Consider the following 11,653-nt stretch of genomic DNA (forward strand, 5'->3'; position numbering starts at 1 on the left):
AATCCCTGGAGCACGACTGATTTTTACACTCTATACCATCTGGCTGGCCGCCGTTTTAATTTTGAGATGCTCAGCGGCTTGATTTTGTATTGCATTTTTCGCCTCCCTAAAAAATCTGAAATTTCTACTTGACTTTTATTAGCAGGTCTTTTGCATCAAGATGGTGTTGAGTGTCCAATTATTATACATGGGCCTTCTCTGCCTGTCATTATTGAAACGGACACCTTGTTATGGTTTTTGACATTTTTTTAAATTGTCCCGGCGTAACGCCATAATGCTTTTTAAAAACCGTACTGAATTGACTCATACCCTCGTATCCGACTTCTTGTGCAATTTGGTAAATAGGCTGATCCGTACAGCAAATCAATTCTTCGGCTCTCCGCATACGTAATTCCATCAGCCAGCGGTGAATAGACATTCCGTGTATGCGACGAAATTCCGCCTTCAAATAGGTAGGCGAAACAGAAAGCATTCTGCTTAATTGAATTATGGTGATCTTCTCAGATAAGTGCTCCTCCATATATCGTTTGGCATCCAATACACTTCGGCACATACGCCTACTTCCTTCAGCCCGATCATTACCGCTTTCTCCGCAATTCCTTGCAGACAGAACATACAACAGTTCCAAAGATTTCAAAAAGCAATACTTTCCGGCCGCTTCCTCAGGCATAAAGTCCAAGAGCTCAAACAGGGACTGCGTCCAGCCATTATTAACGATTATTATACTCTCGGGCCACTCCCTCATCCCAGATTCTAATCGTTCCAGGTCTAGTTTTAAAATATCGCAGAGAGAAAAAAATTCTTCGCCGATTCGGCAGTTGTCGATTGCTACCAGAATTCCTTGCATGTTTTTGCTGATATTGATCGAAGTATACTCTGTCATATTAGTCAAAAGCAGAACATTTCCTTTTACCGCCCTGTACGGAATATCGTTCGCACGCTGTATGATGATTTCGCCTTCAGTGCAAAAGAGAGCTTCAACAAGCCTTGGAGTTTTCTCCATAGGAAAAGGGAGTACAATTTTATCGGATACTCCCGCCCCTTTAAACCGACAGATGTAAATCCCTGGTATATCATCGAGCCGGACTGCACTTGCCTGTATATCCTTCTTCAGACATTCAATTAACATACCCCGTCCTCATTTCCAAATAAGTGCAAAACACTCAGTCACTTAATCAGGATCTCTAACCAGCGATTGCAAAGCCAAAAAACTCTCTTCTCCAAGCCCATGTTCCATTTTGCATGCATCTCTGGAAGCGATTTCTTCATCAACTCCAACCATAACCAACAACTCATATAGTACTCGATGCTTGGCCTCCACTTTTTGCGCCAATTTTATCCCCTTCTCGGTCAGATAAATATTTTTGAGGTCATCCTGATATACCAGCCCCTCTTCCGAAAGAATTCTAATCGACATCAATGCCGTAGGCCGGGACACAGACAAACACTTAGCTATCTGACAACAACGAACCTTTCCCTTTTGTGACAGCTGGTAAATAGTTTTTACATAGTCTTCTGTGGCACGTTTGCTTTTCACAAAACCTCCCGTCCTTCTGCTCTTTAATTTATAGCCGCAGGATTCATCAGAAGCCCACGTGGTTAGTTCAAACTAACATCAAGGCAAAAGCAATGGTTAGCATTGGCTAACCATTGCCATGGTATCATTTCTCCATATGACTGTCAAAGCGAAAGCTAGTCTTTTATATTAAGATACAGATATGTTTTCCCTTCAAGTTTTTGTTGTGATCTTTCAAAAAAAGCTGCGGTTCCCCCTATTGGAGAACCGCAGCTTTTTGTCCTGTATTACTTATGTTTATGCTCGCCGCAGCTGCAATGGGAACCATTCTTTTTTGCATTGCATGCCGAACAGCCATCCGGACACCCAATACATTTCTTTCCGCTTTTTTTTGCTTTGTAAACATAAAAAGCTGCTGCTGCAACAATCACCAAAATGATTGCGATTAAAATGTAATCAATCATTACGCATTTGCTCCACTCAGCGCATATTCACGCTTCAGGTCCTTCTCAGTCTTCGTGCACAGATAAACCAGTACAGCAGCAAAAGCAACCACTGCAACCAAACCAGGGATAAAGCCTACGCCCACCGAACCAGTGGTAATCAGGGTACCGATTTGGTATACGAGATAGCCCACAGTATAACCGGTACCCAGCTGCAGACCGATGCCAGCCCAAAGCCACTTGGCGCTCTTCATCTCAGAATTCATGGCACCAATGGCGGCAAAGCAGGGAGGCGTGTACAGATTGAACATCAGATAGGCCAGAGCAGCCACCTTGGTAATGGCGATAACACCTGCTACCTCAGCGCCGGCACCTTCCATCATTTCCAGAGCATCGGTGTCGATAAGGTTCTCCAGACCAACAAAGCAAACGGCCAGAGTACCAACCACGTTCTCCTTAGCGATGAAACCAGTGACGGCCGCGGCAGCCAGCTGCCAGCTGAGGACACCGACAATGGGCACCAGCAGGTATGCAAAGGGATGGGCAATGGAAGCCAGAATAGAGCTATCAGCGGTCTCTGCTACCTGGAAGCTCCAGTTGAAGGTCTGCATGATCTGCACAGCGGTGTTGCACAGCAGAATGATGGTGGCGGCCTTTACGATGTAGGCCCAGCCCCGGGCACACATAGCTTTCAGGGCAAAGAGCAGAGAGGGAACTTTATACTCGGGCAGCTCGATGATGAAGAAAGACTTGCGGTTCTTGTAACCGGCAATTTTGTTGACCAGCAGAGCACCCAGGAAAATCAGAACGATGCCGGTGAAGTACATGGTAAAACTCACCCAGCCCGCATCGTCAAAGAATGCGCCGGCAAAAAGGGCGATCACGGGGATCTTTGCGCCGCAGGGCATGAAAGGAGTCAGCATAGCGGTAGCACGGCGCTCACGCTCGTTGCGGATGGTACGGCTGGCCATAACGCCGGGGATGGCACAGCCCGTGCCGATAACAAAGGGAATGACCGACTTGCCGGACAGGCCAACCTTTTTGAAGATGGGGTCCAGAACCACAGAAACGCGGGACATATAGCCGCAATCCTCCAGCAGAGCGATCAGGAAATACATGATCATAACCAGAGGCAGGAAGCCCACCACAGCACCCACGCCGCCGATGATACCGTCTGCCAGCAGAGCGGTCAGCAGCGGATTGGCATCGGCCAGAGAGTCAGCCACAAAGCCCTGGAAGGTCTCAATCCAGCCCACCAGTGTATCGGCAATCATGGGACCCACCCAGGTCTGGCTGATCTGGAATACCAGGAACATTACAACCGCAAAAATGGGAATTCCCAGGAACTTGTTGGTCAGCACAGCATCAATCGCATCGCTGGTGCCCTTCTCCTTGGTGAGCACCTTGCGCTTCTCTACCTGCGACACAAGCTGATTGACAAACTCGAACCGCTTGCGATCTGCATCTTCTACGACTTTTTTGTCAGTCAAATCAATATCGCCCTGAGAGTAAGGAGCTTTCTGCACCTTTCCATTCAGTGCAACGGCAGCGTCTATCACGGCCTTCAATCCTTCTGCGGAGGTGGATACGGTTTCCAATACCGGGCAGCCCAGCTTTGCGGAAAGAGTCGCAGTATCGATTTTGGTCTGTTTCTTGGCGTTGATATCGCTTTTGTTCAGCGCAACTACAACCGGAATGCCAAGCTCCAGCAACTGAGTGGTAAAAAACAAGCTGCGGCTCAAATTGGTAGCATCCACAATGTTGATAATGACATCCGGATGCTCGTTCCGCACATAAGAGCTGGTAATGCTCTCCTCAGAAGTGAAGGGAGACATGGAATAGGCACCAGGCAGATCCACCGCAATCAGTTCTTCCGTGCCGCTGGAGTATACTTTTTTAATGGGATACTCTTTCTTTTCTACCGTAACGCCGGCCCAGTTACCCACCTTCTCATTTCGCCCAGTCAGAGCGTTGTACATGGTGGTCTTACCGGAGTTCGGGTTGCCGGTTAAGGCAATACGCATGGTAATTTCCTCCTCTATTCTGTTTTGCTGTTTTTTATCACAACACACGGCGGTTGTCTTATGCTAACCGACATGTGCAGCAACCTATGCCTTCTATGGACTGGGCGAGGCAATATCAGATTAGAATTGCCTCGGCCAGTTGATTATCGATATTGTAGCGCCCGTCTTTAATAGAAACAACGCAGCCACCTTTCAAGTGGGAGATCACCGTAATCGGCTCTCCTTCATAGCACCCAAGAGAAAATAAAAACGCGTTCAATTCCTCATCATCCGTATTAATTTGCCGGACGAAATACTCTTTTCCTTCCAAGGCATCTTTCAAAGTCATTCTTCTCACCTGTCATCAAAATATCAGTTAGCATAAAGCAACCAGTGTACGATAAAAAATGGTTAGCATCTCCTAACCGGTCTCCCAAATAATACATCATCCTTCTTACGTTGTCAAGGTGAAATCAAAACAAATTTCGATGAATCAAAACAACATGAATCAATTTGAATCTTGATGGCTGTTTGTGGTATAATAAAAAAATTAGATCAACACACAGACAGGGGGGTCCCTATGGCAATTCATGAATCCGGTCAAATGTATCTGGAGACGATTTATATTCTCTCAAAAACAAAAAGCCTTGTGCGCGCCATTGATGTTGGGGAGCATTTGGAATACTCGAAACCCAGCGTCAGCAGAGCTCTGTCCATTCTGAAGAAAGACGGATATGTTCTGGTGGATTCAGATGGTGCAATCAAATTGACGGAAGCCGGTCTGGAGATTGCGCAAACGATGTACACGCGTCATACCGTCCTTTCTGAGATGCTGATGCGCTTAGGTGTAGATGAAAAAACAGCAACGGAAGATGCATGTCGAATTGAGCATGTGATCAGTGCAGCATCCTTTTCTGCAATTCAGCAACACGTGAAGCAGTCTTTGGAAAAAAAGGCGAAGGAATAGCCCATGAGCGTCACTCATTCCCTTTTTACGTGAAAATATGCTGGGTCCAAATATCTGGATACCTGCCGAGAAGCTCATGCACGACTTGCCCATAAAATAGGAATGCGAATTCTGGATTTGGGATGCAGCCGAGAACCGTCTGATGCTTGAAGCAGATCACGGGCGATTTATGAATTTAATAAAATTCACCGGTACCAGTCGTTAGAATAAAGCAATAAAAGAAGTCGGACAGCATAACCGCTGTCCGACTTCTTTTATTGTATTCTCTCAGGCAACAACCCATCCATTCGCTATCTCTCTGGCTGCAGGAGACAAACTGCTCGATATTTCGTCACGTATCTTTCCTCTCACAATCCAAAGCCGATAATTTCAAAACACTTTACTAGCAGACAGTCTCTTTTTATTAAGATTTCTTCCATCGAAGCAATAATACAGAATTGGCACCACAACAATAAATCCAGACAAATCCGATAACACGATATGTCCTCATTTTATTTGAAACAAATCGCTCCGTGAATTTCATCCGACGGAGTCTTTCATGCTGAGACCACCTTGTTTTTATCTTGCAAAGGAACAGATAAGATCGCAAATACATTTAAACATATCCCGTTTTGTAAATGTCAACCATTGACATGCTATATTCAAAGTGATAAAATCAAGTTAGTTATGCCTAACCAGCTTGAAGGAGGTATACTTTGGACCATACCGTTTTGCTCGCCCTTTTTCTTACGCTGCTAGCTGGACTTAGTACCGGAATCAGCAGCTGCATCGCATTTCTCAGCCGACACACCAATCGCAAGTTTTTGTCGATTTCTCTGGGATTCTCTGCTGGTGTCATGATTTACGTCTCATTGATCGAGATATTTTTCAAAGTACAGGATGCTCTGATCGCCGAGATGGGCACTCGACTAGGCAGCGGGATAACGGTTGCAGCTTTTGGGGGCGGTATGCTGGTGATTGCGATAATTGACAAACTGATTCCAGCTACAGAAAATCCACACGAAGTAAGACTCATGGAGGACTCGGAGATGGGTTCTATACAGCCTGAGCGTTTGATGCGTATGGGTGTTTTCACTGCGCTTGCAATCGCAATACACAACTTCCCGGAAGGCCTTGTCACATTTTTCGGCTTTGCAGGAACCAAAAACAGCCATCCCTATTGTTGTAGCCATTGCAATTCATAATATTCCGGAGGGAATCGCAGTGTCCGTTCCCATTTATCAGGCCACAGGTTCACGGCAAAAGGCCTTTTATTATTCTTTCCTTTCAGGACTCGCAGAGCCCTTAGGCACTCTTCTTAGCTGACTGGTTCTGCGCCCCGTTATGAGCGCCTCTGTATTTGGGATCCTGTTTGCCGGCGTAGCAGGTATCATGGTGTTTATTTCCTTTGATGAACTTCTTCCGGCTGCCCGGGAATATGGCGAGCACCATCTATCTCTCTACGGTCTTATTTCAGGCATGGTCGTTATGGCGATCAGTCTATTACTGTTTTTGTAAAAGTCCTACCGTGAAGCATACAGTTTTACAAATTATGTGCTTGATCCAATAACAGCTATCCTTTATCTAAGCTCAAGCATAACTCTAGTTTCAGAGCAAAAATACCATGAGTTACAAGTAAGGAGTGTTTTTATGTTTGAATACAAAGGCATCCCCATGGTCAATATTCCGGTTCCTGCGGAAAAAGTGGATTTGTTTCATTTTGACCCCTTTAATCCTGATGGTCACTGCCGCTGTGGGCACGATGGAAATCACGGTTGCCGAAAGTGTTGTCATAAGCATGAAAGCAACGCGAACGAAGCGTCCCAATGATTCTACATCGTTTGGAGACTGCTGTGAATAAAATGCTTTCCTGACAAATTGCTTTTCTGCTGTGTTCAGGGCTATAAAACAATAACTTTAACGCAAATACAGAAGCGCAGACATTGTCCCCCTAATGCCTGCGCTTCTGTATTTACACACCAATGATATCGTATTTCCCTCATAGGAATGTTCATGTCTCGGGCTTTTTCCAATGGCTCAACTTCGACAGCCGCTCTTCTAAATAGACTCTGACCTGGTCCGGTGACCATGTCTCATTGGACATATGACTCTCCAGGAAATTCAGTAGTTCGTTAAGGCTTGTGTAAACAAATTTTCCGTCTGCATAGCACCACTTGCAGTATGTTTCATTGAAGGAACCATCCGGCTCCCGACTAATGTTGGTGTCCTCCAGCGGCATGCCACAGCATTGACAGACCAACTGTCGAGGCGAGCCCAACAGCGTATTAATGGACACATCAAACAGCCTGGAAAGCAGCTTCAAAGTTTCTGTATTGGGCACTGTTTCGCCAGTCTCCCAACGGGAAACCGCCTGTCGGGTCACATGGACCTGCTGCGCCAGCTGCTCTTGGGAGAGTCCGTGGTTAGTGCGTAGTTCCAGAAGAATTTCTTTTGTATCCATGTCAATCACCACCTTACCTGGATTGTACCACAGCAGGAACCAAAAGCAAAGCAACCATCCGTTGCTCTACCCCTGTTCCCACAAACGAACTAACAAGACATATGTATACTTTAAGTTGGATTTGACGACTTCTGTCGTTGCGGTCACAGCGAAATTGGAAAAACGCACCCAAACCACTCACTGCGATGAATTTATTGAAAATTACTGAACGGATACCATCCGTTTTATAATAAAAATATCCGGTGGTGAGCGACAGCAGCCATCCATTACAAAGGCCCCTGTCGAAAAAATCCCCACTTGTTCTTGGTGACAAAACCTCAACAAAGCGATTGATTGCAACGCAAGAATGCAGTATAGTAAAGATGGTTAGCAATAGGCAACCGTCAACCGGAAACATCGCTGAAAGATACAGTGATACGGAGGCAGTTATATGCACACGTATTATCAAAAAAGCAAGAATAAGCTCCAGCGGGAAATGAACAATTATCTGAAACTTATCAAGCCTGAACTGGAGGAGATTTTCCGAAAGCCCTATCCCCAGATTTTCGCTGAGGTTTGGGAGTATTACGAGCAGGAGATGCTGGAACATTTTACTTTTATCGGCGGCGACAGAAGCAGCGGAACGAAAAATCTAACTGGCTGTATGTTCTTTATTGCCATTGGTGTTGTGGGAAAACGATACGGTCTTTCCATCCAAGACTGGGGACGTCTGTCCACCACCCTCTATGAGCGGTACTTTGACAGAGTTCCCCGACCGTTGCGCCGGCTGATTGGTGGAGTGTTCAACCATTGCCCTGATCTTGTCAACAAGGCATTGCATCGCAAAGACAGAAAGAATGCGGAAAACGCTGCGAGAAACCCGGGAAGCTTTGTAACGCAGACCATGACCCCCACAGAAGAGTACCCCGTCATCTATCACAACCAGGTTTGCCCCATCTATGAGTTTTGCAAAGCGAGAGGCTACATGGAGTATCTTCCTTACATGTGCAATCTGGACTATGTAATGTTCCATGCCTTTGGTGTTACTCTGTACCGGGAAAAAACCTGTGCAACCGGGGATGACGTGTGCGACTTCAAGATGAAACGCGGCGCAGCAATTCCTGCTGTGTGGCCTCCGCATATTTTAGATGAATCTGATCCACTGAAATGATTCTTTCCTCGCGTTAGGAGTACCATAAAAGGAGAAAACCATTATGAAAAGAGTGATTAAAGGCGGATTTTTGACACTGAGTGGTACGATTGGAATTACTGGAACGATGATGGTTGCGATGCAAAGCCCAGCAAACGCATGGGTAACACCACCGGGAAGAATGATCATAAGTATTTTTGAAAACGGGTTATCCCTTCCTGCAATTTTGTTTCTTGTACTGTTCGTTTGCGGATTGTTTTTTATCCTGACAGACAATATAACAGATTAACTGGTCTTCGCATATCGGAAACTGAGTTGTGCGGTAAAACAGTAGAACCAATGGACATAAACATGTCGCTTCTTCTTGTGAGGGTTATGATTCCAGTTCTCCCCTGCTCTTCTGAGCTTGCTATCGGATTAATAAGCTACACTTGGGCGGCGAGATAAGACATGGTGCTTAACGCACAAATGGTTAGCAACAACTAGTTAAACAACTCCCTTGTAGATGAAAGGGGATGCATATGAACTGGATGCTTACTTTTTTAGATGGGCTCGCCATGGCAGCTTACTTTAACCTGTTCGCCGGGTTGGCAGCGCTGTATTGTCCCAGGCTGATGTTCCCTTGTTATCCGCCCGCCATCATCAAGGCGGCGAAAGAGCCGCCTACCGCGACAGAAAAACGTTCTTACTGGCTTTGGATCTGTTTCGGAGAACTTCTGCCCCTTCTTCTTTATGGTGCGATCAGTGCTTTGGATGGCGGGACAACACGATTCTGGTGTCTGACCCTGACTGGGTATATCCAGTGGATAATCGTCAATTTCTGTGATCTGCTCTTCCTGGATTTCTGGCTGATTCAAAAGAAGGCAAAAAATCGATTTGTTATCCCCGGTACCGAGGGACATCCTGATTATACATTCAAAAACTGGATGAGGAACTACGCTCTGCCGGAGCACCTTCTTCAATGGCCGTTTTTGATGTGTCCCGTCCTGGCAATGGCTCAGGCGGGACTGGGGCTGCTTATCGATATGTTTTGGTGATCTTATGAGGTGCAGAAGATTGCAGCCACCCGCCCGGCGTTATACGCTGATCCGGGAAATCATATTTCATCTTTTCTGCGAGTAGATTCTTTATGACGCTTACAGCGCTCACCAGCTCTGCTCCACAGTAACTTTTACAGGCAAGAGTGGTGCCACCTTCTCTCCGGCTTACAAAGCGTGATCGGGTTGATTTGTCGCCTAATTCACGACGGTGACGGACCTGGCCGGCGAGCACTTGGCGCGGACGGATGATTATTCAAATTGATTACAGAATTCATCAAAACTTAAACAGGAGGATAGCCATGTCTAAGTTGGGTATTGTTGAGGACACACTGTTTGTCCCTATGTTGGGACGGCTCTATGCCGGCGAGCATTGCCAGCAGATTTTATTCGACCAAAAGGCGCTGGAGCTGAAGGAAAAGCTGCCGTCCAGCCTGCTGAAGGCTGGGCGTCAGAGCCAGTATACCTTGCTGGCCTCCGCCGTCCGATCCTCCAATATGGATCGAACCGTTCAGGCCTTTCTGGAGCGCAGTCCGGACGGCGTGATTGTTCAACTCGGCTGCGGCCTGGAGACAGCTTATTATCGCTGTGACAACGGGCATACACACTGGTATGCTGTGGATCTGCCTCATGTGATGGAATATCGACGGAAGCTGCTGCCGGAGCCGGAGAGGGAAACCTACCTTGCCGGGGACGCCTTTGCAGAGGACTGGATCAGACAAGTTCGCGCCGATGTCCCAAATGCGCCGATTCTGGTCACTGCCGGGGGGCTGTTCCATTATTTTGAGGAGGCCAAGGTTGTAGGCCTGTTGCAAACACTGCAGCAATATGGAGAGATAACGCTTGTTTTTGATACTGTAAACAAAAGTGGCATGGCTATGATGCGAAAAAAATACATGAAGCAATTGGGCCATGCCGATGCGCAGATGTTTTTCTATGTAGATTCGGCAACGGAGCTGACTAAAAAAATCGGCGGTAAAGTCAAGGTTCTTGCGGAGGAACCATACTATTACCACATCCCCAGGAATGGTCTGAAATTGTCTACAAAAATCAGCATGACAGTTTCTGATGCTTTGCGCATGGTGAAAATGATACAGCTGAAATTGTTAAAGTGAGGAAGCGACAATGAATATCGCAGAATTTCGTCAAAAATATCCAGCAGACACACTGGTATTACCCAGCGGAAAACCCTTTCCCTACCGCTACTATAAAAATCCTCAAGCAAAAGCGACCGTTGTTCTCCTGACTGGCGGAATCGGTTTGTCCGATCTGCTCTATCTGCATTTTGACCGACTGGCCAAAGATTTCTCTATCCTTACTTTTGATTACCCCATCTGCTTTGCCGACAACAAGGAGCTTGCACAGGCCGTGGCTGCGCTTTTACAGCACCTTGGCGAGAAAGCCTGGTTTGTAGGGCAATCTCTTGGCGGTGTTGTGGCGCAGATCATCGCCTCCCTTTATCCGGAAGTGGTGGACGGTTTGATACTTTCCAACACCTGCTCGCTTGCTAAGGATATGAGTCCTTCTGCATATGCACATTTAATGAATATGCTCAAAAGCCAAGAGAAGTTTAAAAAGCTTCTCTCCGTCCTTCCATTTTCTGCGGTAAAACACTCTATAAAACGAGTTGTGTTAAATCAAAAAAAAGATGGATTGACATTACAAGAAAAAACGACCTTGGAAGAATTCTGCTCTATTATGATGGATTTGCTGACAAAGGAATATGAGCGTCATATGGTTGATCTTTTAATCGATACGCAAAACTATTTTGGGATGACAAAAGAGACCTTTACCACGTGGAACGACAGGGTTTTGCTGATGTTATCTGCGGATGATGCCACGTTCACACAAGACTGCAAGGGTGCCCTCATATCCGTGATGCCAAACCCTACCGTATACACCAATCTTACCGGGGGACACCTTTCCCTGCTGTTTCGACTGGAAGAATATGTAGAATATATCACTGCATATATTTCTGAGCGTACATAGCGAAAATTGTTGCGGATTTCTCTGTTCATGCACAGCCCGTTTGTATCCGCCTGTATGCAGAGTTTCAACAAGCGACTTTCCTTTACATTGAAATATGGAATAACCGCTCGCTACTGTATTTAGAGAGTT

The 11,653-nt window shown here is 46.2% G+C and carries 13 protein-coding genes and 1 pseudogene; 8 read left to right on the forward strand and 6 right to left on the reverse strand.

The genetic code is table 11. From position 1 onward, the window contains the following. Positions 1 to 208 precede the first annotated feature (208 nt). The 5 genes from J7G73_RS12890 to J7G73_RS12910 all read right to left on the reverse strand — a co-directional run bounded on the left by J7G73_RS12890 (position 209) and on the right by J7G73_RS12910 (position 4,311). A complete protein-coding gene (locus J7G73_RS12890) occupies positions 209 to 1,129 on the reverse strand; it encodes an AraC family transcriptional regulator (RefSeq protein WP_291246557.1) in 921 nt (306 codons plus the stop codon). 42 nt (positions 1,130 to 1,171) lie between these two features. Beyond that, positions 1,172 to 1,537, reverse strand: coding sequence for a metal-dependent transcriptional regulator (locus J7G73_RS12895; protein ID WP_058964343.1), 366 nt, complete (start codon positions 1,535 to 1,537; stop codon positions 1,172 to 1,174). Positions 1,538 to 1,803: 266 nt separating this feature from the next. Then, positions 1,804 to 1,980 (reverse strand): FeoB-associated Cys-rich membrane protein, encoded by a 177-nt coding sequence (locus tag J7G73_RS12900; RefSeq protein ID WP_140401656.1) that lies wholly within the window; start codon positions 1,978 to 1,980, stop codon positions 1,804 to 1,806. Then, positions 1,980 to 3,983, reverse strand: a complete 2,004-nt coding sequence (locus tag J7G73_RS12905) for a ferrous iron transporter B (protein WP_291246558.1) — start codon at positions 3,981 to 3,983, stop codon at positions 1,980 to 1,982. Before J7G73_RS12905 ends, J7G73_RS12900 begins: the two co-directional genes overlap by 1 nt. Positions 3,984 to 4,098: 115 nt before the next feature. Beyond that, on the reverse strand, positions 4,099 to 4,311 hold the full coding sequence (locus J7G73_RS12910; protein WP_058964345.1) for a FeoA family protein: 213 nt from the start codon (positions 4,309 to 4,311) through the stop codon (positions 4,099 to 4,101). A gap of 231 nt (positions 4,312 to 4,542) precedes the next feature. Between J7G73_RS12910 and J7G73_RS12915 the strand changes: the two genes are divergently transcribed. From J7G73_RS12915 to J7G73_RS12925, 3 genes and pseudogenes are all read left to right on the forward strand, one after another. Then, the gene (locus tag J7G73_RS12915) at positions 4,543 to 4,929 is read left to right on the forward strand and encodes a metal-dependent transcriptional regulator (protein WP_291246559.1); all 387 of its coding nucleotides are present in this window, start codon (positions 4,543 to 4,545) and stop codon (positions 4,927 to 4,929) included. A 695-nt stretch (positions 4,930 to 5,624) separates the two neighbouring features. Beyond that, positions 5,625 to 6,426: pseudogene (gene zupT, locus J7G73_RS12920) on the forward strand (zinc transporter ZupT). A gap of 132 nt (positions 6,427 to 6,558) precedes the next feature. Beyond that, positions 6,559 to 6,738 (forward strand): hypothetical protein, encoded by a 180-nt coding sequence (locus tag J7G73_RS12925; RefSeq protein ID WP_132587393.1) that lies wholly within the window; start codon positions 6,559 to 6,561, stop codon positions 6,736 to 6,738. A 181-nt stretch (positions 6,739 to 6,919) separates the two neighbouring features. Here the strand turns inward: J7G73_RS12925 and J7G73_RS12930 are convergent, their stop codons facing one another. Then, entirely contained in the window at positions 6,920 to 7,369 is a 450-nt protein-coding gene (locus J7G73_RS12930) for a zinc ribbon domain-containing protein (RefSeq protein ID WP_087181181.1), read from the reverse strand. A gap of 430 nt (positions 7,370 to 7,799) precedes the next feature. Between J7G73_RS12930 and J7G73_RS12935 the strand changes: the two genes are divergently transcribed. From J7G73_RS12935 to J7G73_RS12955, 5 genes are all read left to right on the forward strand, one after another. Further along, positions 7,800 to 8,519 carry an L-2-amino-thiazoline-4-carboxylic acid hydrolase gene (locus tag J7G73_RS12935; RefSeq protein WP_291246560.1) on the forward strand — a complete coding sequence of 240 codons (720 nt, stop codon included), beginning with the start codon at positions 7,800 to 7,802 and terminating at the stop codon, positions 8,517 to 8,519. A 43-nt stretch (positions 8,520 to 8,562) separates the two neighbouring features. Further along, positions 8,563 to 8,787 (forward strand): peptidase M50, encoded by a 225-nt coding sequence (locus J7G73_RS12940; protein WP_087181183.1) that lies wholly within the window; start codon positions 8,563 to 8,565, stop codon positions 8,785 to 8,787. Between the two features lie 232 nt (positions 8,788 to 9,019). After that, positions 9,020 to 9,535 (forward strand): hypothetical protein, encoded by a 516-nt coding sequence (locus tag J7G73_RS12945; protein WP_291246561.1) that lies wholly within the window; start codon positions 9,020 to 9,022, stop codon positions 9,533 to 9,535. Positions 9,536 to 9,837: 302 nt separating this feature from the next. Beyond that, positions 9,838 to 10,650, forward strand: coding sequence for a class I SAM-dependent methyltransferase (locus J7G73_RS12950; protein ID WP_291246562.1), 813 nt, complete (start codon positions 9,838 to 9,840; stop codon positions 10,648 to 10,650). A 10-nt stretch (positions 10,651 to 10,660) separates the two neighbouring features. Next, positions 10,661 to 11,524, forward strand: a complete 864-nt coding sequence (locus J7G73_RS12955) for an alpha/beta hydrolase (RefSeq protein ID WP_291246563.1) — start codon at positions 10,661 to 10,663, stop codon at positions 11,522 to 11,524. Positions 11,525 to 11,653: the final 129 nt, after the last annotated feature.

Origin of the sequence: Allofournierella sp., from assembly GCF_017889395.1 — a bacterium.
Taxonomy (GTDB): Bacteria; Bacillota; Clostridia; order Oscillospirales; family Ruminococcaceae; genus Allofournierella.

Coding starts and splice junctions, on each gene's coding strand:
- J7G73_RS12890 (WP_291246557.1), bottom strand. CDS start 1,129: ATGTTAATTGAATGTCTGAAGAAGGATATACAGGCAAGTGCAGTCCGG.
- J7G73_RS12900 (WP_140401656.1), bottom strand. CDS start 1,980: ATGATTGATTACATTTTAATCGCAATCATTTTGGTGATTGTTGCAGCA.
- J7G73_RS12905 (WP_291246558.1), bottom strand. CDS start 3,983: ATGCGTATTGCCTTAACCGGCAACCCGAACTCCGGTAAGACCACCATG.
- J7G73_RS12910 (WP_058964345.1), bottom strand. CDS start 4,311: ATGACTTTGAAAGATGCCTTGGAAGGAAAAGAGTATTTCGTCCGGCAA.
- J7G73_RS12915 (WP_291246559.1), top strand. CDS start 4,543: ATGGCAATTCATGAATCCGGTCAAATGTATCTGGAGACGATTTATATT.
- J7G73_RS12925 (WP_132587393.1), top strand. CDS start 6,559: ATGTTTGAATACAAAGGCATCCCCATGGTCAATATTCCGGTTCCTGCG.
- J7G73_RS12930 (WP_087181181.1), bottom strand. CDS start 7,369: ATGGATACAAAAGAAATTCTTCTGGAACTACGCACTAACCACGGACTC.
- J7G73_RS12935 (WP_291246560.1), top strand. CDS start 7,800: ATGCACACGTATTATCAAAAAAGCAAGAATAAGCTCCAGCGGGAAATG.
- J7G73_RS12940 (WP_087181183.1), top strand. CDS start 8,563: ATGAAAAGAGTGATTAAAGGCGGATTTTTGACACTGAGTGGTACGATT.
- J7G73_RS12945 (WP_291246561.1), top strand. CDS start 9,020: ATGAACTGGATGCTTACTTTTTTAGATGGGCTCGCCATGGCAGCTTAC.
- J7G73_RS12950 (WP_291246562.1), top strand. CDS start 9,838: ATGTCTAAGTTGGGTATTGTTGAGGACACACTGTTTGTCCCTATGTTG.
- J7G73_RS12955 (WP_291246563.1), top strand. CDS start 10,661: ATGAATATCGCAGAATTTCGTCAAAAATATCCAGCAGACACACTGGTA.